Origin of the sequence: Luteimonas gilva (assembly GCF_005239095.1) — a bacterium.
In the GTDB taxonomy this organism is placed as follows: domain Bacteria; phylum Pseudomonadota; class Gammaproteobacteria; order Xanthomonadales; family Xanthomonadaceae; genus Luteimonas_C; species Luteimonas_C gilva.
Genome location: NZ_SZUA01000001.1, coordinates 1497292 through 1519542, shown reverse-complemented (window position 1 = coordinate 1519542; position 22251 = coordinate 1497292). Strand labels below are relative to the sequence as shown.

At 66.9% G+C, this 22251-nt stretch carries 19 protein-coding genes and 1 pseudogene; 10 read left to right on the top strand and 10 right to left on the bottom strand.

Annotation, left to right across the window (positions count from 1 at the left end; translation table 11 throughout):
• The first annotated feature begins 102 nt into the window (after positions 1-102).
• From FCE95_RS07240 to FCE95_RS07220, 5 genes and pseudogenes are all read left to right on the top strand, one after another.
• Complete coding sequence (locus tag FCE95_RS07240) at positions 103-2784, top strand: M1 family metallopeptidase (RefSeq protein ID WP_189644657.1); 2682 nt, start codon at positions 103-105, stop codon at positions 2782-2784.
• 224 nt (positions 2785-3008) lie between these two features.
• A complete protein-coding gene (gene prmC, locus FCE95_RS07235; protein WP_137266258.1) occupies positions 3009-3848 on the top strand; it encodes a peptide chain release factor N(5)-glutamine methyltransferase in 840 nt (279 codons plus the stop codon).
• 144 nt (positions 3849-3992) lie between these two features.
• On the top strand, positions 3993-4949 hold the full coding sequence (gene pip / locus FCE95_RS07230; protein WP_137266257.1) for a prolyl aminopeptidase: 957 nt from the start codon (positions 3993-3995) through the stop codon (positions 4947-4949).
• 17 nt (positions 4950-4966) lie between these two features.
• Positions 4967-5173 (top strand): annotated as a pseudogene (locus tag FCE95_RS07225) (alkylphosphonate utilization protein); the annotation flags it as partial.
• A gap of 132 nt (positions 5174-5305) precedes the next feature.
• Positions 5306-6715: a sugar porter family MFS transporter gene (locus FCE95_RS07220; protein ID WP_137266255.1), complete on the top strand. Its 1410-nt coding sequence runs from the start codon at positions 5306-5308 to the stop codon at positions 6713-6715.
• Between the two features lie 124 nt (positions 6716-6839).
• On the opposite strand, the gene FCE95_RS07215 is transcribed toward FCE95_RS07220, so the two are convergent.
• Genes FCE95_RS07215 through FCE95_RS07205 form a run of 3 tightly spaced genes read right to left on the bottom strand, consistent with a single transcriptional unit; the run spans position 6840 to position 8905 of the window.
• Positions 6840-7409 (bottom strand): NUDIX hydrolase, encoded by a 570-nt coding sequence (locus FCE95_RS07215; RefSeq protein ID WP_137266254.1) that lies wholly within the window; start codon positions 7407-7409, stop codon positions 6840-6842.
• Positions 7410-7418: 9 nt separating this feature from the next.
• Positions 7419-8345: a 5'-3' exonuclease gene (locus tag FCE95_RS07210; RefSeq protein WP_137266253.1), complete on the bottom strand. Its 927-nt coding sequence runs from the start codon at positions 8343-8345 to the stop codon at positions 7419-7421.
• Positions 8342-8905, bottom strand: coding sequence for a nitroreductase family protein (locus FCE95_RS07205; RefSeq protein WP_137266252.1), 564 nt, complete (start codon positions 8903-8905; stop codon positions 8342-8344). Before FCE95_RS07205 ends, FCE95_RS07210 begins: the two co-directional genes overlap by 4 nt.
• Positions 8906-9007: 102 nt before the next feature.
• On the opposite strand from FCE95_RS07205, the gene FCE95_RS07200 reads away from it, so the two are divergent.
• Both FCE95_RS07200 and FCE95_RS07195 read left to right on the top strand, forming a co-directional pair.
• Positions 9008-11329 (top strand): DUF1631 family protein, encoded by a 2322-nt coding sequence (locus tag FCE95_RS07200; RefSeq protein ID WP_137266251.1) that lies wholly within the window; start codon positions 9008-9010, stop codon positions 11327-11329.
• 55 nt (positions 11330-11384) lie between these two features.
• Positions 11385-12482 carry an NAD(P) transhydrogenase subunit alpha gene (locus FCE95_RS07195; protein WP_137266250.1) on the top strand — a complete coding sequence of 366 codons (1098 nt, stop codon included), beginning with the start codon at positions 11385-11387 and terminating at the stop codon, positions 12480-12482.
• Between the two features lie 175 nt (positions 12483-12657).
• Here FCE95_RS07195 and FCE95_RS07190 read toward each other — a convergent pair whose 3' ends face one another.
• The 4 genes from FCE95_RS07190 to FCE95_RS07175 are packed head-to-tail and all read right to left on the bottom strand — an operon-like array spanning position 12658 to position 14387.
• Positions 12658-13089 (bottom strand): DUF3106 domain-containing protein, encoded by a 432-nt coding sequence (locus tag FCE95_RS07190; protein ID WP_137266249.1) that lies wholly within the window; start codon positions 13087-13089, stop codon positions 12658-12660.
• A 5-nt stretch (positions 13090-13094) separates the two neighbouring features.
• The gene (locus tag FCE95_RS07185; protein WP_137266248.1) at positions 13095-13454 is read right to left on the bottom strand and encodes a hypothetical protein; all 360 of its coding nucleotides are present in this window, start codon (positions 13452-13454) and stop codon (positions 13095-13097) included.
• Positions 13451-14047, bottom strand: a complete 597-nt coding sequence (locus tag FCE95_RS07180) for an RNA polymerase sigma factor (RefSeq protein ID WP_137266247.1) — start codon at positions 14045-14047, stop codon at positions 13451-13453. The genes FCE95_RS07185 and FCE95_RS07180 overlap by 4 nt, the downstream gene beginning before the upstream one ends.
• Positions 14048-14060: 13 nt before the next feature.
• A complete protein-coding gene (locus FCE95_RS07175; RefSeq protein ID WP_137266246.1) occupies positions 14061-14387 on the bottom strand; it encodes a hypothetical protein in 327 nt (108 codons plus the stop codon).
• A gap of 130 nt (positions 14388-14517) precedes the next feature.
• Here FCE95_RS07175 and FCE95_RS07170 point away from each other — a divergent pair, with 130 nt between their 5' ends.
• Together FCE95_RS07170 and FCE95_RS07165 are read left to right on the top strand one after the other, a co-directional pair.
• On the top strand, positions 14518-14817 hold the full coding sequence (locus FCE95_RS07170) for an NAD(P) transhydrogenase subunit alpha part 2 (protein ID WP_137266245.1): 300 nt from the start codon (positions 14518-14520) through the stop codon (positions 14815-14817).
• Positions 14814-16202, top strand: coding sequence for an NAD(P)(+) transhydrogenase (Re/Si-specific) subunit beta (locus FCE95_RS07165; RefSeq protein ID WP_137266244.1), 1389 nt, complete (start codon positions 14814-14816; stop codon positions 16200-16202). The genes FCE95_RS07170 and FCE95_RS07165 overlap by 4 nt, the downstream gene beginning before the upstream one ends.
• 13 nt (positions 16203-16215) lie before the next feature.
• Here FCE95_RS07165 and FCE95_RS07160 read toward each other — a convergent pair whose 3' ends face one another.
• Together FCE95_RS07160 and FCE95_RS07155 are read right to left on the bottom strand one after the other, a co-directional pair.
• The gene (locus FCE95_RS07160; protein ID WP_137266243.1) at positions 16216-16698 is read right to left on the bottom strand and encodes a hypothetical protein; all 483 of its coding nucleotides are present in this window, start codon (positions 16696-16698) and stop codon (positions 16216-16218) included.
• A 141-nt stretch (positions 16699-16839) separates the two neighbouring features.
• On the bottom strand, positions 16840-19824 hold the full coding sequence (locus tag FCE95_RS07155; RefSeq protein WP_137266242.1) for a TonB-dependent receptor: 2985 nt from the start codon (positions 19822-19824) through the stop codon (positions 16840-16842).
• 386 nt (positions 19825-20210) lie between these two features.
• Here FCE95_RS07155 and pdxR point away from each other — a divergent pair, with 386 nt between their 5' ends.
• Complete coding sequence (gene pdxR / locus FCE95_RS07150) at positions 20211-21653, top strand: MocR-like pyridoxine biosynthesis transcription factor PdxR (protein WP_137266241.1); 1443 nt, start codon at positions 20211-20213, stop codon at positions 21651-21653.
• On the opposite strand, the gene FCE95_RS07145 is transcribed toward pdxR, so the two are convergent.
• Entirely contained in the window at positions 21650-22159 is a 510-nt protein-coding gene (locus FCE95_RS07145; RefSeq protein ID WP_137266240.1) for a hypothetical protein, read from the bottom strand. The two genes, pdxR and FCE95_RS07145, sit on opposite strands and share 4 nt — an antisense overlap.
• Positions 22160-22251: the final 92 nt, after the last annotated feature.

The window sequence follows — 22251 nt, the reverse complement described above, 5'->3', positions numbered from 1 at the left end:
TTCCTCGGCCCGAGCGGCCGGCCTGCGGCGGCCGGGACTTTCGTCATGGGCCGCGGGCCGCGGCGGCTGGGTATCCTCGGGGATCGACCTGGGGAGACCACCATGCGTTCGTTCCGTCCCGCTTTGCTCGCTTCCGCCCTGCTTGTCGCCACCGGCCTGGCCCACGCCGCCGATCCCGAAGTGCCCCGCGGCCCGCTGCCGCGCACCGTGGTGCCGTCGCTGGTCAAGCTGGAACTCAAGCTCGATCCCAAGCAGGCCCGTTTCAGCGGCAGCACGCGCATCGAAGCCAAGGTCGCCAAAGCGACCGACACGATCTGGATGCACGGCCGCGACATGAAGATCGGCAAAGCCGAAGCGATCGTCGGCGGCAAGCGCATCGCGCTGACCGCGACCGACGCCGACGTGTCCGGCGTGCTGAAGCTGAGCGCGGCGGAAAAGATTCCGGCCGGCGATGCGGTCATCGAAATCGCCTACGAGGCGCCGTTCGGCGAATTGCAGGGCGCGTACCGCGTCAAGCCCGACGGCAACGACTACGTCGTCACCCAGATGGAACCGCTGGGCGCGCGCACCGCGTTCCCCGGTTTCGACGAACCCAGCTTCAAGCAGCCCTGGGACATCACCCTGATCGTTCCGGAAAACGACGTCGCCGTCGCCAACAGCGCCGAAACCAAGACCGAAAAACTCGGCGACGGCTGGAAGAAGGTGACCTTCGCCCGCACCGAAGCCTTGCCGAGCTATCTGATCGCGTTCGCGGTCGGTCCTTGGGACGTGCCGGCCGGCCCGGACATCTCGCCTAACGGTTCGCGCACGCAGCCGATCAAGCTGCGCGGCATCGCCGCCAAGGGCCAGGGCGAGCGCATGAAGTATTCGCTGGCCAACACGCCGGCGATCGTGAAGGGGCTGGAAGACTATTTCGGCATCCCGTATCCGTTCGACAAGCTCGACAACGTCGCCGCACCCGATTTCTGGGCCGGCGCGATGGAGAACGCGGGCCTGATCGTCTACCGCGACACGCTGATGTTCCCCGACGAGAAGTCGGCGGTCGGCGCGCGCCAGGGTTTCTGGGGCGTGAGCGCGCACGAATTGGCGCACCAGTGGTTCGGCGATTACGTGACCATGAAGTGGTGGGACGACTTGTGGCTCAACGAAGGTTTCGCGACCTGGATGGGCAACAAAGTCCATGGCCAACTGCGGCCCGAAGCGCATACCGACCGCGGCCTGCTGGAAGGCGCGATCGGCGCCATGGGCGCCGACAGCCTGGCCAGCAGCCGCCGCATCCACGAGCCGATCAAGGATTTCACCGACATCCAGTCCGCGTTCGACGGCATCACCTACCAGAAGGGCGCCGCGACGCTGGTGATGTTCGAGAACTACATCGGCCCGGAGAAGTTCAAGCAGGGCATCCGCAATTACATGAAGGCGCACGCGCGCGCCAACGCCACCAGCGCGGATCTGATCGGCGCGCTGGCGGCGCAGAGCGACAACCCCGACGCGGTAAGCAAGGCTTTCTTCAGCTTCATCGACCAGGCCGGCGTGCCGAGCCTGAAGATCGACGTGGATTGCGCGCAGGGCAAGCCGGTGTTGGTGCTGGAACAGCAGCGCTACGTGCCGCTGGGCTCGACCCTCAGTCCGGAGCAGACCTGGGGCATCCCGCTGAGCGTGCGCTACGCCGACGGCGGCCAGATCCGCGAAGAGAAGGGCATCGTCACCGGCAAGCAGGCGCGCTTCGAACTGAAGCAGGCGCAAAGCTGCCCGGCGTGGGTGATGCCGAACGCGCACGGCACCGGCTACTACCGGTTCTCGCTGGCGCCCAAGTGGCAGCAGTCCCTGTCCGATGCGTTCGCCAAGCTGGACGAGCGCGAGCAGCGCGTCTATGCCGATTCGATCACCTCGGCCTACGGCGCCGGCCAGCTGACGCCGTCGCAGTTCCTCGCCGCGTTGCCGCAATTCGCGAACGCGAAAGTCCGGCAGACCGCGTCCGCCGGCATGTTCGAAGTCGCGCGGATGGCCGTGTTCCAGACCAAGGACGCCGCCGAGCGCGCCAAGTTCCGCGCCGAAGCGGCCGAAATCTACCGTCCGCGCCTGCAAGCGCTGGGCATGTCGCCCAAGCCGGGCGAGGAAGACGACGACCGTCTGATGCGCTCGAACCTGATCGCCTATCTCGCCGATTCGCTGAAGGACAAGGGCGTGCGCGACATGCTGGCCAAGCAAGGCCGCGCCGTGCTCGGCATCGGCGGCAGCGGCAAGCTCGATCCCGACGCCGCGCCGCGCGACGTGCGCGGCTGGGCGCTGGCGATGGCGGTGGAGGACGGCGACAAGTCCGTGTTCGACGTGGCGGAGAAGCATTTCCGCGCCACCCAGGACGCCGAACTGCGCGGACAGCTGTTGCGCGCGCTGGGCAGCACGCACGATCCGAAACAGGCCGAGCATGCGCGCGCGATGGTCCTGGAAAAGGGCCTGCTGCGCCGGAACGAGATCCCGAACATCCTCGGCGGCCAGACCGACGACGACACGATCCGTCCGCAGATGCGCGCGTGGCTGGACCAGAACTTCTCCGAACTGGAAGCCCGCCTGGCCCCTGCCGGCGCGCGCCTGCTCGGCCTGTACGCGGAGCGCATGTGCAGCGATGCCGAGGCGACCGAACTGCAGGACAAGTTGGCCAAGCGCATGGAGACCGTCGAAGGCGGCCCGCGCGCGCTGAAGCAGGAAGTGGAGGGCATCCGCCTGTGCGCCGCGCAGGTGAAGGCGCGCGAAGGCCAGCCGCTGCAGTTCTCCAAGAAATGACGTCGCCGGCCGGGCTCGCCGCCCTCGTCGTCGGCGGGCCCCGGCCGGTAACGGCATCCGGTCGAAGCGCGGACTCGTCCGCGCTTTTGCTTTTTTGTAGGAGCGGCTTGAGCCGCGAGCTCTTCCCTGCACGACGCTGCGACCTGAGGGAAAGAGCTCGCGGCTCAAGCCGCTCCCACAAAAAGCAGTCCCTGCAGCGGCGGCTTGTCGCTACGATGGCGGTTATGACTGCATCGCCGCTCTCCGTCGACCAAGCCTTGCGCGCCGCGCGCGCCCGCGTCGATGCCGCGGACGCCGAACTCCTATTGCTGCATGCGTTGGGCCGCCGCGATCGCGCGTGGCTGTTCGCGCATGCGGGCGATCCGCTGCCGGCGACGGCCGCCGAGCGGTTCGAATCCTTGCTGGCCCGCCGCCAGCGAGGCGAACCGGTTGCTTATATGCTCGGCCGCCGCGGCTTTTGGACGCTCGATCTGGAAGTGACGCCGGCCACGCTGATTCCGCGACCGGAAACGGAATTGCTGGTCGAATTGGCCATCGCCCGCATTCCCGCCGATCACGGCGCGCACGTCGCCGACCTAGGCACGGGCAGCGGCGCGATAGCGCTCGCGCTGGCGACCGAGCGCCCGCTCGCGCGCGTGACGGCCACCGACGCCAGCCGGGAAGCGCTGGCGGTCGCGATGGCCAACGCGCGCTCGCACCAGATCGACAACGTCGAATTCCGCCACGGCGATTGGTGGGCCCCGTTGATCGGCGAGCGTTTCGATCTGGTGGTCAGCAATCCGCCCTACATCGCCCAAGCCGATCCGCACCTGGAGCAGGGCGATCTGCGCTTCGAGCCGCAGGCGGCCCTGGCTTCCGGCGCCGACGGGCTCGATGCGATACGCATCATCGTGGCGGGAGCGCCAGAACGCCTGCGTGCCGGCGGCTGGCTGCTGTTGGAACACGGCTGGGAGCAGGCCCCGGCCGTGCGGGACTTGCTGCTGGCCGCCGGCTTCGCCGAAGTCGCCACGGAGTTGGATCTCGAAGGCCGCGATCGCGTCACTTTGGGCCGTTGCTCTTCGTAGGAGCGGCTTTAGCCGCGAGCTCTTTTCTGCAAATCCTTGCGATGTCGCTATTTCAAGGAAAAAGCTCGCGGCTAAAGCCGCTCCCACAAAGCCTAAGCGCGTCGCGGCGGTTAGACTATCCGCCTCCCTCGCGGAAAATTCCCCATGCGCGACTTGTACCCGGACATCGAACCCTACGACAGCGGCACGCTCGAGGTCGACGATCGCCACACGCTGTATTACGAACAGTGCGGCAATCCGAATGGCAAGCCGGTGGTGCTGCTGCACGGCGGACCCGGCGCCGGTTGCAGCCCGAAGATGCGCCGTTTCCACGATCCGAAAAAATACCGCATCGTCCTGTTCGACCAGCGCGGCAGCGGGCGTTCGACGCCGCACGCCGACTTGGTCGACAACACCACGTGGGACCTGGTCGCCGACATCGAAAAGCTGCGCGAGAAGCTCGGCATCGACCGTTGGCAGGTGTTCGGCGGTTCCTGGGGTTCGACCCTCGCGCTGGCTTACGCCGAAACCCATCCGCAGCGCGCGACCGAGCTGGTGTTGCGCGGCATCTTCATGCTGCGGCGTTGGGAATTGGAATGGTTCTACCAGGAGGGCGCATCGCGCCTGTTCCCCGATGCTTGGGAGCATTACCTGGCCGCGATTCCGCCGGTCGAGCGCCACGATCTGATTTCGGCTTTCCACCGCCGCCTGACCAGCGACGACGAAGCCACCCGCCTGGCCGCGGCGCGCGCGTGGAGCGTGTGGGAAGGCGCGACTTCGTTCCTGCACGTCGACCAGGATTTCGTCAGCGGCCACGAGGACGCCAAGTTCGCGCTCGCTTTCGCTCGCATCGAGAACCATTACTTCGTCAACGGCGGCTTCTTCGAAGTCGAGGACCAGTTGCTGCGCGACGCGCATAAGATCGCGGCCATCCCGGGCGTGATCGTGCACGGCCGCTACGATGTGGTCTGCCCGATCCAGAGCGCTTGGGAACTGCACAAGGCTTGGCCGAAATCGAAGCTGGAGATCACCCCGGCTTCCGGCCATTCCGCGTTCGAAGCCGAAAATGCCGACGCGCTGGTCCGCGCCACCGACGCCTTCGCCGACAGGAGCGCGGCATGACGGACGAAACTCCGAAACCGAAAGACAGCAACGGCACCGTCCTCAACGAGGGCGATTCGGTGACGCTGATCAAGGACCTGAAAGTGAAGGGGACTTCGGTCACCTTGAAGCGCGGCACGCTGGTCAAGAACATCCGCCTGACCGACGACGAAGCCTTGATCGAAGGCAACGTCGAAAAGGTCAAAGGCCTCGTGTTGCGCACCGAGTTCCTGAAGAAGGCCTGATGCGCGGGCCGCGGCCGCCGCATACGTATTCTTGACTCGCCGGTTGCGAAAAGGGCCAGAATCGGCCTAGCGGCGATGGCCGCGGCGCAATATCCGCACCGGTAAGGCGGGCCCGGCCCGCGAGGAGTCGCGATGGCCACCGCAGTCCGACCGCACGTCCGCCCGCGCGTCTTCGCCATCGCGGCGGTCGCCGCGTTGGGCGGATTCCTGTTCGGTTTCGACACCGCAGTGATCAACGGCGCGGTCGACGCCGTCCGTGCGGATTTCGGTTTGGATGCGACCTCGATCGGCTTCGCCGTGTCCTGCGCTCTGCTCGGCTCGGCTTTGGGCGCTTGGTACGCGGGACCGATCGCGGACCGCTGGGGACGCTTGCGCGCCATGCAGGTGGCGGCGGTCGCGCTGGCGGCGAGCGCCTTGGGTTCGGGCTTGGTGGCGGGCGTGTGGGATCTGGTCCTGTGGCGCCAGGTCGGCGGCATCGGCGTCGGCGTGGCGTCGGTGATCGCGCCCGCCTACATCGCCGAAATCTCGCCGGCGCACGTGCGCGGACGCTTGGGTTCGCTGCAGCAGCTCGCCATCGTGCTGGGCATCTTCGCCGCGCTCGGCTCCGATGCCTTGCTCGCCGCATGGGCCGGCGGCGCGTCGGCCCCGTTGTGGTTCGGGCTGTCGGCGTGGCGCTGGATGTTCATCGTCGCGTTCGTGCCGGCCGTGATTTACGGGCTGCTCGTGCTGGGCGTGCCCGAATCGCCGCGTTATCTGGTGGCCAAGGGCGACAAGGGCATGGCCGCGACCGTGTTGCGGCAAGTGCTGAACCTGGACGACGACGCAGCGCTGCAGCGCAAAGTCGGCGAGATCGGCGCGAGCCTGCGCTCGGAATATCGACCGCGGTTGCGCGATCTGTGCGGACCGGGCGGCGGGCTGTTGCCGGTGGTATGGATCGGGATCCTGCTGTCGGTGTTCCAGCAGTTCGTCGGCATCAACGTGATCTTTTACTACTCGTCGACGCTGTGGCATTCGGTCGGCTTCAGCGAGGCCGATTCGTTCAAGATCACGGTCGCGACTTCGATCGTGAACGTCTTGGTCACGCTGGTGGCGATCGCCTTGGTCGACAAGATCGGCCGCAAACCGCTGCTGGCGATCGGTTCGGCGGGAATGGCGGCGACGCTGGCGCTGATGGCCTGGTGTTTCGCCCAAGCCGGCGCCGGCCCGGGCGGGGAATTGCGATTGCCGGCGCCCTGGGGAGCGACGGCGCTGGTCGCGGCGAATCTGTACGTCGTGTTCTTCGGCGTGAGCTGGGGTCCGGTCGTATGGGTATTGCTGGGCGAGATGTTCCCCAACCGCATCCGCGCCATCGCCCTGGCGGTGGCCGCTTCAGCGCAGTGGCTGGCCAACTTCGCCATCACCAGCAGCTTCCCGCGCTTGGCCGAACGGGGCTTGAGCTTGGCTTACGCCGTGTATGCGGCGTTCGCGCTGCTGTCGCTGCTGTTCGTGGTCTATGCCGTGCGCGAGACCAAGGGCCTGGAGCTGGAACAGATGCGCGATTGAGCGCATCGCTTCGCTTTTGTGGGAGCGGCTTTAGCCGCGAGCTTTTTTTCTCAAATCGCTACGATGCCGCGATCTGAAGGAAAGAGCTCGCGGCTGAAGCCGCTCCTACAAAAAACCGAAGCCCTCAAACGATCAGCGGCTCTTCGTCCGCGCGGCTGCCGTCGGGGTTGTGCTCGATCATCCACAAGCCGGCCCACAGCTTCAGGTCCAGCTCGTAGCCTTCCTTGTATTTGCGCATCAGCCACGCCGGCGCTTCGCGCCGCGGCACGGTGTGCACGGTGATGTCCTCGTTGCCGACGCCGCCGCCGTCGCCGACTTTGCGCAAATCGCGCGCGCGGACGAAGGCGATGCGCTCGTTGCTCATGCCCGAAGAAGTGGGGCCGATCAGCAGCACCTCGACCTTGCCGGCTTCCCAACCGGTTTCCTCGACGATCTCGCGCCGCGCCGCGGCCTCGAGCGTGTCGTGGGCGTGGTCGTCGCCGACCAGTCCCGCCGGCATCTCGATGGTCTTCGCGCCCAGCGGCACCCGGTACTGCTCGACGAACAGCACCTCGTCGTCCGGAGTGACCGCGATGACGATCACCGCCATGCCTTGGGCGTGGGTGCGTTCGCAGGATTCCCAATGGCCGCGCTTGACCAGGCGCAGCCAATCGCCTTGATAGAGGATTTCGGGGGTTTGGGTATCTTCGATCATGTTCCGATCCTACGATGCCGCGGATGACAGCGCGACCTCCAGCCCCGCGGCCGCATGCATCCGGCGCCGGGTCAGCGGGCCGAAACGCAGGGTTTCGCACAGGGCCGACAGCTGCCCGCCGTCGGCGTCGCGGCGCGCGAACAAGCCGTGGTCCTCGGCCAGCGGCGCGTCCAGCGCGATCGTCGACAGCCGGCGGTACAGCAGCACTTCCTCGCGCTGCGCGCGCAGCCGCGCGGCCATCTGCGCGGCGCCGCGCAGGCGCAGGAAAGGGATTTCGTCGATCCGCGCCAAGATCGCGTCCAGGCTGCCGAAATGCGCGAGCAGCACCGCCGCGCTCTTGGAACCGATGCCGCTGACGCCGGGGATGTTGTCGATGGCGTCGCCGGCCAGCGCCAGGTAATCGGCGATCTGGTGCGCCTCGACGCCGTGCCGCGCCTTGACCCCGCTCATGCCCCAACGCAAGCCGCGGCCGAAATCGAATTGTTCGTCGTGCTCGCCCAGCAGTTGCGACAGGTCCTTGTCCGCCGAGACGATCACGCCGCGGAAGCCGTTGCCGCGGGCCAGATGCAGGGCGCTGCCGATCAGGTCGTCGGCCTCGTAATCGCTATGCGCCAGCGTGGTCAGGCCCAGCGCATCGCAAACCGCCTTGCAGTACGCGAATTGGCGGGTGAGTTCCTCCGGCGCCTGCTCGCGGTTCGCCTTGTAGGCCGGATACAGCGCGTTGCGGAAGCAGGAATCCAGCGCTTCGTCGAAAGCGACCGCGATGTGCCGCGGGCGCTCGCGTTCGAGCAACTCCACCACGAAGCGGGAGAAACCGTGCACCGCGTTGAGCGGCCAGCCGTCGGCGTCGTGCCATTCGTCCGGCATCGAATGCCAGGCGCGAAAGACGTACAGGCTGGCATCGACCAGGTAGAGGGTCGGTCGAACCTCGTTCATTGCGGATGCCAATCCGTCAGCAAATCTCGCGGATCGGGCCGCTCGCGCTCCGGCGCTTCCAGTTTCGGCGTGCCGATATGGATGAAGCCGGCGATGTTTTCGTCGGCATCCAAACCCAGGGTGCGCAGGATCGCCGGATCGTAGGCCGGCCAGCCGGTCAGCCACTGCGCGCCGTAGCCCATGGCTTGCGCCGCTTGCAGCAAGGCGAAGCAGACGCAGCCGGCGGAGAGCAGGCGTTCCTGTTCGGGAATCTTGTCGTCCGGGCCGAGCTTGGCGATCACGGCGACGATGACCGGCGCGTGCGCGAAGCGGCCGCGATCCTTCTCGATCGCCGCCTCGCCGGCGCCCGGGTCCCGCTCACGCGTGCGTGCGACGAGCTTTTCGCCCAGGGCCAGCCGATCCGGGCCGGCGATGCGCAAGAAGCGGAACGGCACCCGCTTGCCGTGGTCCGGCACCCGGCAGGCCGATTGCAGCATCCGCAGCAGGGTGTCGTGGTCGGGGCCGGGGGCGTCGAGCTGTTTGGCGGGCACGGAGCGGCGCGTGTCCAATACGTGCAACATTTCTTTGTTCACCTTGCGATACCCGTCACAGACAACCCCGGCAGCAGTTAAGGCATCATCCTAACGCGGACGAGGGAAGCTCCGCGCTGGAAGAATCCCCCGATGACTTCGCCCCTGGACAAAGCCGGCTCAGGCGCTGCGCTGCACTCGCGGCAGACGCCCACGTTCCTGGTCGAAAGTCTCAAGCGCACGGCGCTGGACCAGCTAGGCGGCATCGTCCGCGGGCTGATCAAGCCGACCGAGCTGACCCTGCATGAGATCGAGCTGGAATCGCCCGGCACGCGCCGCGCGGACCAGGAATCGCTGGCCCTGATCAAGCAACGCGAAGCGGCGCTGGTGATGCGCTACCGGCAATTGCTGGCCGACAGCTTCGATCAACTGCTGAGCCAGGCCGGCGTCGCCGGTCAGGCCAAGACCGCGCTCAGCCTGCTCAGCGAAGAGGAATTGGACCAGCATCTGGACGCGCAGCGCATCGCGGCCACGCTGCGCATCCGCCACGCACGCGCCTTGCTCGGCGCGGAGGCGCGTTTCGCGACCTTGGCCCGATCGCTGGGCGTGCCGGACACCAAGCATCCGATCGATCCCGAGCGCTTGGCGGAGCTGCTGGTGAAGACGCTGCAGGGCCAGACCGTGCCCGACGGCTTGCGCGACCTGTTGTTCAAGCAGTACCAGGCCGAGCTGAGCCACGTGCTGGACGCGTTCTACAGCCAGATCGACACCTTGCTGGGCGCCGCCGGCTACGGCCTGCACGTGCCCGGCATGGCGGCTTCGCGGCCGGTCGCCGCGCCGGCGCCCGCCGCGTCCTCGACCGAGCCGATGATGTGGGAACAAGTAGCGCCGCGCCACGGCGCGCCTGCCGCGCCGGCCCCGGCCTCCTATGCCGCGCCCGCTGTGCCTGCGGGTTCGCCTTACCCGCCTGCAGCGCCCGCAGCCGGCCACGCGGGTGCGGCGAGCGCGTATGCCGGCGTGGCGTCCGAACAATTGGTGCGCGAGCTGGGTTTGCTGCGCGAACAGTTGCACCAGTGGCGGCAGCAGGCCGGCATCACCGGCCATTCGACCTTGCCGCGCGCGCCGGGGCAGGAAGCGCCGATCCCGGGCGCCCAGCGCCGTCCGCTGCGCACCGACGAATTGCGCAGCGTCGCCAGCCTGTTGCAAGGCGAGGACACCAGCCACTTCGCCGAGGCCTTGGCCCACGGCGGCGGCCATCTACAGACCGCCCTGCGCAACGAAATGCTGGAAGGCGCGCGCAAGCTGGGCCTGGATCCGCAGTACACCAGCCTCAGCCCGGAAGAACAGGACGCGATCGATTTGATCGGCCTGTTGTTCGAAGCCATCTGCGACGTGCACCGGCTGTGGGAAGAAGGCCGCAACCTGCTCGGCCGCCTGGTGCTGCCGTATCTGAAGCTGGCGCTGCACGACGACAGCCTGTTCGTGCAGCCCACCCATCCGGCGCGCCGCTTGCTCGACGTGCTCACCGAAGCCTGCGAGAGCAACCGCGGCGCCAGTCCGCACGACCGCGAATTGCTCGACCGCGCGCAGCAAGCGGTGGAGCGCGTCATCGCCGAATACCAGGAAGACCTGAGCGTCTTCGAAATGGCGGCATCGGAATTGAACGAACTGGTGCAGCAACAGCGGCGACGGATCGAACTGGCCGAGCGCCGCGCCGCCGAGGCCGCCTTCGGCCGCGAACGCTTGATGCAGGCGCGCCAGGACGCCGCCGACGCGCTTTCGCAATGCGTGCGCGAATACAAGCTGACCGCGCCGGTGCGCCAATTCCTGAGCGAACACTGGCAGCACCACGTGGTGCAGACGCTGCTGCGCGACGGCGCCGATTCGGCGCGCCATATCGGCGCGATGAATTTGGGCCAGGCTCTGGTGGAGATCGACATCGCCGCGGCTTCCGCGCAAGGCGCGGTCATCGCCGACCGGCTGCTGTTGCTGATGCCGTTGCTGCGCGATTGCCTGGCCAGCTCCGGGCTCGACGCCAGCGCCGCCGACGAGGCGATCGCGCGCTTGGTGCGCGCGCTGGCCTGGCCGGACGTGCCGCGCTCGATCGTGACGCCGATCGCCGTGGCCGCGCCGCTGGAAGCGGCCGAGAACGATTCCGCGCTGCGCCTGGTCGACCACGCCGAGCAGCGCCAGATCAACCAGGACGCCCTGTCGGCGATGCGCCGGCTGTCGCTCGGCGATTGGGTGCGTCTGATCGACGACGAAGGCTTCGAGCGCGCGCTGAAAATCGCCTGGATCAGCCCGCTCACCTCGCGTTTCCTCATCGTCAACCGCCGCGGCGTGCGCGAACTGGTCGCCACCGCCGAACAGCTGGCCTTGCTGGCGCAGGCCGGGCGCCTGATCGTCGGCTTGCCGGACGCGCCGTTCGAAGGCGCGATGAAGCAGGTCTGGAAGCACCTGCAGCGCGCGGCGTAGTTCGCAAGCGATTTCGGGCTACGATTGCCCCATCCGAACTCAGGGCGGGGTAGGCATGGCAGTCACGATCGGGGTCGCACGCGAGCGTGCGCCGGGCGAGAAGCGGGTCGCGGCCACGCCGGAAACCTGCAAGAAATTGGTCGCTCTGGGCGCCGTCGTGCAGATCGAGCGCGGCGCCGGCAGCGGCGCGCATTTTCCCGATCAGGCCTACGCCGACGCCGGCGCGCAGCTCGTCGCCGATCAGGCCGCGGCCTACGGCGGCGCGGACTTGGTGCTGTGCGTGCAAGCCCCGGATGCGGCCTCGATCGGCTTGCTGAAGAGCGGCGCGGCGCTGGTGGGCTCCTTGCAGCCGCAAGCCGACCCGGCGCGCGCCGAAGCCTTGCAGGCGCGGCAGATCGTCGCCTTCCCGCTGGAAAAACTGCCGCGCACCACCCGTGCGCAGGCGATGGATGTGCTCAGCTCGCAGGCGGGCATGGCCGGCTACAAGGCGGTGCTGATCGCCGCGCAACTCGCGCCGCGCTTCTTCCCGATGCTGACCACCGCCGCGGGCACGATCCGTCCGTCGAAATTGCTGATCATCGGCGCCGGCGTGGCCGGTTTGCAGGCCATCGCCACCGGCAAGCGCTTGGGCGCGCAGGTCGAAGGCTTCGACGTGCGGCCCGAGGTGCGCGAGCAGATCGAATCGTTGGGCGGCAAATTCCTGGACCTGGGCGTCAGCGCGGCGGGCGAGGGCGGTTATGCGCGCCAGCTCACCGACGAGGAACGCGCCGAGCAGCAGCGCCGCCTGGGCGAGCATTTGAAGAGCATCGACGCCATCGTTTGCACCGCGGCGGTGCCGGGCCGGCCCGCGCCGAAGATCGTCAGCGCGGCGATGGTCGCGGGCATGAAACCGGGCAGCGTGATCGTCGACTTGGCGGCGGAAACCGGCGGCAATTGCGAACTCACCCGGCCGGGCGAAACCTACGAGCAAAGCGGCGTGACCATCGCCGGGCCCTTGAACCTGGCCAGCAGCGGCGCGATGCACGCCAGCGAGATGTACGCCCGCAACCTGCTCAATTTCGTCGGCCTGTTCGTCAAGGACGGCGCGATCGCGTTCGACTGGAACGACGAATTGCTGGCCAAAACGGTGTGGCCGGAGCGGGCCGCGGCCTGAGGCTTTCGCTTTGTAGAGCGGAGCTTGCTCCGCTGCTTTCGCTCTTCGTAGGAGCGGCTTTCGCCGCGAGCTTCTTCTCTCAAATCGCTGCGATGCCGCGATTTCAACTAAAGAGCTCGCGGCTAAAGCCGCTCCTACGAAAAGCCAGCGAGCTAAGCGGCGGAGCGAGTTCCACTCAGGGCTTGGACCGGTTTTCCTCGAACCACTGCTTGCGCTGCTCCGGCGTCATCTCCCGCCACTTCTCCTTGAGCGCCTTGCGGTCTTCCGGACTCATGCCGCGCATGTGTTCGAACAAGGCGCGCGCCTGTTCGCGCTTCTGCGGGTCCATCTGCTCCCATCGCTGCATGCCTTTGCGCGCCTCGCGGCGCTGTTCGGGCGACATCGTGCGCCAGCGGTGGGCGTGGTCGTACATGCGCTGGCGGTCTTCGGGCGAGCGGTTCCAGCGTTCGCGCATCGGCGCGATCAGTTCGTCGCGCTGCGCCGGCGTCAGTTGTTCCCAAGTGGGCAGCGGAGCGGCCGCCGGCGGCCTGTCCTTGTCCTGGGCTTGAGCCAGGCCGGCCAGGGCGCACAGCAGCAGCGCTGCGGCGATTCGGTAGGTTTTTTTCATCGCGCTCACTCCACTGCCACCAGCTCGGCGTCGGACGAGCCGAGCCAAGCGTAGAAATCGGGATCCTGGTCCAAGGCCGATGCCGGTTCGGCCGCTGCCGCCGCGACCGTGGCCGGCGCCGCCGGATTCGTTTCCTGCAGCGCATCCTGACGCAGGTTCAAGCCGAAGGCGACCGCGAACGCCGCCGCCGCGCCGCCGAACAGCAACGGCCAGGAAAAGCCGCGCTTGCGGACTTCGCCCGTCGCGGCTTCGCGCCGGGCCTGCCGTAACCGCGCGCGCGCAGCGGGCGACACGCTGCCGGCGGCCTGCCGATAGCGGGCGCGCATCGCCGCGTCGAAGAGATCGTTGTCGTGGATGTCGTTCATCGCCAGTCTTCCAGTTGTTTCTGCAGCGCCTCGCGGGCGCGCGACAGATGGGTCTTCACCGAACCCTCGGTACAGCCCATCGCCTTGGCCGTATCGGCTACGTCCAATTCTTCCAGCACGCGCAAGGTGAAAGCCTCGCGCTGCCGCGCCGGCAGCTTGCGTAAGGCTTCGGCCAGCTTGCCGTAGGCCTCGCGCCCGTCGTGCGCGCGTTGCGGGTCCGGGCCTTCGTCGGCCCAGTCGATCGCGCTTTCCTCGTCGCGATGGTCCTGCGGCGACAGCCAGCGCAGCCGGAACGTGCGCCGCCGCTGCACATCGACGATGCGGCTGCGCAGGATGCTCCAAAACAGCGGCGTCCATTCCGCCGCCGGCCGTTCGGCGTAAGCCAGCATCTTCATCATCGCGTCCTGCACCGCGTCCAGCGCGTCGTCGCGATGGCGCAAGCCCAGTTCCGCGAAACGGAACGCGCGGGTGCCGATGCCGGCCAGGAATTGGTCGATCGAGGCCGGCTCCGGCGCGGCCGCATCCGATGCGGCCGCGTCGAAGGCCTGCGCAGGGTGGCGGGGGTCGGCATCGGGGCTCACCCGGGCAAGCATAGGCGGCTAGGCCTCAATGTCGCCTGTCCCAGCGCCGGTCGAAGCGCTCGCCGCGGCGGTCCCAGCGGTTGTCGGCCCGATCGCCGCGCCGGTCCAGGCGGTTTTCGATGCGATCGCCGCGGTTGTCCAGCTGGGCGGCGCGGCGCTCGTGGCCCAGGTTCTCCTGACGCTGGGAACGCAGGTCCAGACGGTGGTCGATGCGCTCGCCGCGCCGGTCCAGGCGTTGGTCGATGCGGTCGCCGTGGCGCTCCATCCGGTGCTGCACGCGGTCGCCGAAATCGCCGGCCATGGCCGCGCCCGCCGACAACAGCAAAGGCAAGGACAGCAGTAGTGCCTTCATGGGTCTCTCCTGATGATTGGGGTGCGCAGGCCTGCGATGGTGGGAACGACGGGCCGCGGCCGCGGTTGACAGGGCGGCCGCCGCATTCACGGGCCGGTTATGATGCGGAAGACCTGGGAGGGAGACGGCGATGAGCGACGGCTTCGTGGCGCTGTACATCTTCATGCTGGCGGCCATCGCCGGCCACGTGATCATCTCGCGGGTGCCGGTGATCCTGCATACCCCGTTGATGTCGGGCAGCAACTTCATCCACGGTATCGTCCTGATCGGCGCGATGGTGGTACTGGGGCACGCCGACACGACGCTGGAAAAGGCGATCGGCTTCGTCGCGGTGCTGCTCGGCGCAGGCAACGCGGCCGGCGGTTATGTGGTGACCGAGCGCATGCTCGAGATGTTCAAATCGAGTAAGAAACCGGAGAAGAAGGCATGAGTTGGCTGCCTCTGCTGGTGAAGGCGAGCTATCTGGTCGCCGCGACGCTGTTCCTGCTCGGCCTGCAGCGCATGGCCTCGCCCAAGACCGCGCGCAGCGGCATCCAGTGGGCAGGCGCGGGCATGCTGATCGCCACTTTCGCGACCTTCCTGCTGCCCGGGCTGCATAACCTGCCGCTGATCGCCACCGCATTGGTGATCGGCACCGCAGCGGCCTGGATTTCCGGCAAGAAAGTCGCGATCACCGACATGCCGCAGATGGTCGCGCTGTACAACGGCATGGGCGGCGGTTCGGCGGCGGCGATCGGCGCGGTGGAGTTGCTCAGGTTTTCGTCCGAAGGCGCGGCGCCTTCGATCACGACGCTGGTGTTGGGCGTCGTCGGCGCGCTGATCGGCGCGGTCTCGCTGTCCGGTTCGATCATCGCCTGGGCCAAGCTCGACGGCCGCATGGACAAGCGCTACACCTTTCCGGGCCAGCAGTTCTTCAACGCGGCGGTGGCGATCGCCGCGGTCGTGCTTGGCGGCATTGTGATCCATTCGCTCGGCGTGCCGATGATCATCGCGTTCTTCATCTGCGCTTTGGCGCTGGGCGTGCTGATGACGCTGCCGATCGGCGGCGCCGATATGCCGGTGGTGATCTCGCTGTACAACGCGCTCACCGGCCTGGCCGTGGCGTTCGAAGGCTATGTGCTGCAGAACGAGGCGCTGATCATCGCCGGCATGATGGTCGGCGCGGCCGGCACCCTGCTGACCCAGCTGATGGCCAAGGCCATGAACCGCTCGATCAAGAGCGTGCTGTTCTCCAACTTCGGCGGCGGCGGCGCGCTGCAGGAGATCAGCGGTTCGCAGAAGCCCATCGAAGCCGGCGACGTCGCCGCGATGATGGCCTACGCCGAGCGCGTGGTGATCGTGCCCGGCTACGGCATGGCGGTGGCGCAGGCGCAGCACAAGATCTGGGAGTTGACCCAAAAACTCATCGAACGCGGCGTCAAAGTGAAATTCGCGATCCATCCGGTCGCCGGCCGCATGCCGGGCCATATGAACGTGCTGCTGGCCGAGGCCGGCGTGCCTTACGACTTGATCGCCGACATGGACGACATCAACCCCGAGTTCGCGGTCACCGACGTCAGCCTGGTGATCGGCGCCAACGACGTGGTCAATCCGGTCGCCAAGACCGATCCGGCTAGCCCGATCTACGGCATGCCGATCCTGGACGTGGTGAATTCCAAGAACACCATCGTCATCAAGCGCGGCAAGGGCACCGGTTTCGCCGGCATCGAGAACGCGCTGTTTTACGCCGACAACACGCGCATGCTGTACGGCGACGGCGCCGAAATGGCGGCGGCGCTGGTCAGCGAGCTGAAGGCGCTGGACGGCGGCCACTGACGGCCGCCAAGGCTCAGCCGCGCGCGGCGCGGCGCGAGAACAACGCGCAAATAACGCCGAACACGGCGTGCATGATCACGCTGCTGACGACCCACGCCGTGTTCTTGAACGAAGGCATGCCGGCGGCCGATAGCGGCAACACCACCAGATTCATCGCCAAATACAGCACGACGCCGTACGGCAGTCCGAAGAGAACAGGCTTGCGAATCAGCGCCGGCCAGATGCGGGAAACGGCGTAATAGACCGCGACCATCGCGGTCGCGATGAAGTAGTGGAAGAACGCGCCCAGCGCCATGCTGGTGCCGCCCATCGTGAAGCTGGCATCGCCGAAAGCTCCCGCCGCGATGCTTTGCAGGATTCGCAGCGGCGGCACGCCCTGCGGCATCCAGAACGCCCAGGCGAACAATAGATCCAAGGTGCCCAGGGCGATGCCGCCGAGCAGCAACCAGCGCGAGGGCCGGGGGTGGTCCGCCTGAGCGGCGTGGATTGCGTTCATGCGGATCTCCGAGTGTGAGCGCCGAGTAGACGGCAGTTCGAGCGCGAAAAAAAGTCCCGCAGCCGTGGGATGCCGGCTGCGGGAGGGTCCGGGGGTTACGACAATGGCACCATGAATGGCGCTCTTACTTTATTTCCTCGATCAGAAGTCGTACTGCACCATGAAGCGCACCGAGCGCGGCGCTTGGAACGATAGCGGCAGGTTCGCGATCTCGACCCGCGCGCCGGTCGAGGGATCCTCGACCTGCTCGTTGACCGCGGTCACTTCCTGGTTGTTGAACACGTTGAAGACGTCGATCTTGAACTGCAGGCCCTTGGCGAAGGCGGGCTTGTAGGCCACGTTCAAGTCGACGTTGCGGGTCCAGGGCAAGCGGCCTTCGGTGCCGCGTGGCGTAGGCACGCCGTTACAGCGGAAGAACGAAGAGCCGTACGGATGGAACACGCCCGGCGCCACTTCCAGCACGCCCAGGCAGTTCTTCGGCCGGCCCGATTGCACCAGCAGGTTGCCGCCGACCGACCATTCGTCCGTGATCTGGTAGTTGCCGAACAACTTCAGGCTGTGCCGGCGGTCGTTGGGCAGGTAGCCGTAGCTGTCCACCGTGAGCTCGGGGTAGTCGAAGTCCTGGGTGGTGCCGGTGTCGGCTTGGCCGATGTCCGACTTCACGCCGCCTTCGGTGTTGCCCTTGCTCTTGGCGTAGGTGTACGAGCCCTGCATGAAGAACTTGTCCCAGTTCGCGTCGAAGAAGAATTCGACGGCGGAGTAGGTGCGCTTGGCCTTGGGGCTGAGCCGCGCGCCGGGGATGGTGTAGCTGCGCAGAGTCCCGTCGCCCTCCACGTCGGTGACGAATACCGAGTCTTCGCCCGGATTGAACAGACGGCAGTAGGGGAAGCCGCTGTTGGGCAGGTTCGGGGTCAGGCCCGGGTCTTTCTCGGCGATCGCGTCCAGTACCGCGGTGTAGTCGCAAGTGTCGTCGATCGCCGCTTTCAGATCGCGGAAGATGCCGCGCATGCCGAGAGTGAAGTGGTCGCTCAAGGTCTTCTGGAAGCCGAGGATGTACTCGTCCTGGTACATCGGGTCGAGGTTCTTCGAAGCGATCGTTTCCGCGTTCTTCGGGCTGCCGAACTCGCCGTTGATGAAGATGAAGTCGTTGCGCGAGGTAAGGCCGGTCGGCGCGCCGGTCACCGGATCGAAGCCGGTGAAGTTGAAGTTCTCGCGGGAGAACAGCGAGGCGCTGGCGCCGCGGATCGCGACCGTCGCCGTCAGCGGCAGCGCGTAGCGGCCGGCATTGCCGAACACCTTGAAGGTCGAATCGCCGAACACGTCCCAGGAGAAGCCCAGGCGCGGGCCGAACTGGTTGTCGATCTTGACGTAGGTGGCGCCTTGGCCGTTGAGGTTTTCGAAGCTGTCCCAGCGGCCGCCGATGTAAGCGATGAAGTTGTCGGTGATGTTCCAGCTGTCCTGGACGTAGAACGCGCGCTGCTTGACCTCGACGGTGGCGCCTTGGTTGGTGATCTGCTCGCGGACGACGTCGAATTCGTCGCCGGTGTTGGGCAGCTTGTCCGGACCGTTGTTGGTGGCGTAGCGCCAGGCGCGGCCGCCTTCGATGGAGGTGCCCGCGGTGGATTTGAAATTATCGACGTCGTAGCCGAAGCGCAACAGATGGTCGCCCAACTGCCATTCCGCGTCGATCCGATACTGGTCGCGCTCGTCGCCCGAGTCCTGGCGGGCGATCGCACCGCCGGTGATGTTGCAGGAGCTGACCCGGGTGCCGTTGAGCGCGCGGCGGTAAGCGGGGCGGGCGTCGATGATGATCGGACAGCCACTGGCAGGGTTGTTGAGGTCGCCGCCGTAGCGCACGTCGACGCCGTTGGCGGTGCGCAGGTGCTGCGAACGCGAGAACTCGCCGTGGCCGAGCAAGGCCGACAGGGTGAACGTGTCGGTCAGGTAGCCGGTGTACTTGAGCACGTAATTTTCGCCGCCGGTCTCGGTGAAGTTCGTGCCCAGGAAGGTGGTCCGGTCGAGTTTGCCCACCGTGTTGCGGAAGACGTCGGTGTCGGTCTTGGTCTTGTCCGAGAACGCGGTCAACTCCAGCAGATGGTTGTCGGAAATGTTCCAATCCATCTTCAACAGCCAGTTCGGGTTCTTAGCCACCGCGCTGGTGTTGGTCGAGTTGACCACGCTGAGCCAAGTATCGGTGCTGGTGCGGCCGTATTGGACCAGACCGTAAGCGAACAGCTTGTCTTTGACCAATGCGCCGCTAGCCCAGACCGAAGCCACCGCGTTCCAGGTGGAATCCTTGGAGTTGTCCTGGCGCAGGACGCCATTTTCCTGGTAGACGTTTTTGGTCTTCTCGTTGAGCGATTCGGGCTCGTAGAAGACGTTGCCGCCGGCGTGGAAATCGTTGGTGCCGCGTTTGGTGATCATGTTGATCACGCCGCCCAGCGAACGGCCGAATTCGGCGCCGTAGCCGCCGGTCTTGATCTGCTGCTCGGCGACCGCTTCGAACGGAATCTGGGCGAAGTTGAGGTTCTGGAACGAGTTGGTGATGTTGAAGCCGTTGACGTAATACTGGTTCTCGGCCACCGACGAACCGCCGAACGAAGCCAGGTTGCCGAACGCGGCGTCGCCGCGCACCGTGCCCGGCGCCAGCAGGGCGACGCTGGTGGCGTCGCGCGCGACCGGGATCTTGGCGATCTGCTGCGCGGTCAGGATGGTGGTCGATTCGACCGAGGTGATGTCGATCGGATTGACCGCGCCGGTGCCGATCACGGTCACCGTGTCCAGCGTTTGCGCATCGCCGCCGGCGGTGACGAAATCGACGCTGGAAGCGGTGCCGACGCTGACGTTGGCGGTGCGCGTGCTGGTGGCGCCGTCGGCGCCCTTGCGGGTGACGGTGTATTGGCCGATCGGGATCTGCGACAGGCGATAGCTGCCGTCGCCGCCGACGGTGATGGTGCGCGAGAAGCCGGTGGCGGCGTTCTCGATGGTGATGGTGTCGCCGGCGGTGGCGCGGCCCGCGACCGCGCCGGCGGTATTGGTCTGCGCTTGGACGCCCGCCGAGAAGCACAGGCCCAAGGCCAGGCCCAAGGCGCTGCGGCGGAAAAGACGTTGATGGTGTTGGGACATGTCGCTGTATCTCCCCGGACGGTGGTGAAGTGCGTGGGTCACAAATCGGTGTGGCCGAAACGTTCGTTCGAACGCAGTGGACGCATGACGAGAAGCGGCCGGAGCGGCCATCGGTGCGCGAACGCGTGACGCGTTAAAAAGTAGTGATCCGGGTCGGCAGCGGCGAGGACCACTTCGGCGCGATGGCACCGAGCCAATTCAGCGGCGCAACGGATCCGTTGCGCGCCGCGATGCCGCGTCCAAGCGCGCCCGATGCGCGCTATGCGCATGCAACGGGCCGATAACTGAGGCCGATTCGTTAATCGGCTCCTGCCGTCCGGTCGGCATTGGCTCTCCCAGGAGCCAATTGGTTACATTGGAATGGCGCCAATTTCCGGGAGCGAGCCATGTATCTGGAACTGGACGGCAGCGGGCCGCTACACGGCCAACTGACCCGCGCGCTGAAAGGAGCCATGTCCTCGGGAAGCGTGCACGCCGGGATGCGGCTGCCGCCGAGCCGGCTGTTGGCGCGCGAATTGGGCGTCTCGCGCAATACCGTGCTGGCTGCGTACGAACAGTTGCGCGCGGAAGGATTTCTGGACGGCCGCGTCGGCTCGGGCAGCTTCGTTGCGCCGTTGCCGCAGGGCGCGCGCAAGGATGTCGGCGAACCGGCGACGGCCGAGCCGCAATCGCGCTACGCGCGCCGCGGACGCCGTTTCCACGACCACGCCAAGGTGCCGGGGCTGCCGATTCCCGGCGTGCGCCATGCCTTCCAATACGGCGTGCCGCTCACCCATCCGGCGATCACCACCGCTTGGGCGCGCGCGCTGTCGCAGGCCGCGCAATACACCTCGCCGTTCTATCCGATGACGCGCGGCTTGCCGGCATTGCGCGAAGCGGTCTGCGACTACCTGGTGCGGCGGCGCGGCATCGCCGCGACGCCGGAGGACGTCCTGATCGTGTCGGGCACGCAGCAGGCGATCGCGCTGACCGCGCGCGTGCTGCTGGATCCGGGCGAGCGCGCCGCGATCGAGGAACCGCATTACTTCGCCCTGCGCACCGGCTTGCTGGTGCACGGCGCCGAGCTCTATCCGGTGTCGGTCGACGAAGACGGCTTGCGCTGCGAGGAATTGCCGCAGCCGGCGCCGAAGCTCGTTTGCGTGACGCCTTCGCACCAATTCCCCAGCGGCGCGGTGTTGTCGCTGCCGCGGCGGATGGCCTTGCTGGAATACGCGCGCAAGCACGGCAGTTGGATCTTCGAAGACGACTACGACGGCGAATTCCGCTACGACGGCAAGCCCGTGCCCGCGCTGCGGTCGTTGGACGACTCGGGCCGGGTCGTTTACGTCGGTTCGTTCTCGAAAGTGATGTTCCCGGCCTTGCGGATGGCGTATCTGCTGATGCCGCCTTCGCTGCGCGAGGATTTCGTCAACGCGAAATGGATGGACGACTTCGGCTGCGCGGCGATCGAGCAGGCGGCGATGGCCGGCTTCATCTCCAGCGGCGCGTTCGAACGGCATTTGCGCCGCAGCGCGCTTACTTTGCGCGAACGGCGCGGCATCCTGCTGAAAGGACTGCGCGCCTGCGGCCGCGGCCGGCTGGAGATTTCCGACTCGCACGCCGGCATGCATTTGGTCGTGTGGTTGCGCAACGCTTCGCAGGCGCAAGGCGACGAATTGATCGAGCACGCCCGCAGCCGCGGCCTGGGCTTGTATTCGATCGCGCCGCTCTTCATCCGTCCGCCCGCGCGCGCCGGCTTGCTGATGGGCTTCGCCGGACTGTCGCCGACCGAGATCGAACAGGCGCTGGCGACCTTCGCCGAAAGCCTGGACGCCGTGCTGCCGGTCTAGCGTTCGGAATCCGCCGCCGCGATCGCGATCCGCGCAGACAAAGCCAACGGCACGCCGATCAGGACCATGTGCGCGACGGCGCAAGAGCACTGCCACAGCCAATCGGTGGGCGCGGTCGACGGCGGCATGGAGGCGATCAGCGGCACCACCAGGTAATGGTTCGTCAGGAACACTGCCAGGCCGAACAAGGCGCCCCACAGATAGGGGCGCTCGATCAGCGCCGGATAAGGCCGGGCCGCGATGCGGTAGAGCGCGGCCAGCAAGATCATGCGGCCGAAGAACAGCGCCATGCCGAGGACGGCGGTGGCCATGCCGCCCGCATAGGCGTCGCGGCCCCAGCCCCAATACGCGGCGATCGCCTGCATCACCCGGGTCGACGAGGAACCGGCCAATTCCCAGTAAATAGCCGCGAAGGTCAGGTCCAGAGCGGTAGCGATCACGGCGCCGAGCAAGGTCCAAGCAGCGGCGGGCAGGCGCAGAGGAAGCGAGGCGAGGGCGGTGTTCAAGAGAATCTCCGGTCGGACAACGTGGGGAAAGCCGCCCTATCCGGGCGAATGGCCCTATCTAAGCCCCATTAATTGGCCCTCGTAAGGTCCAT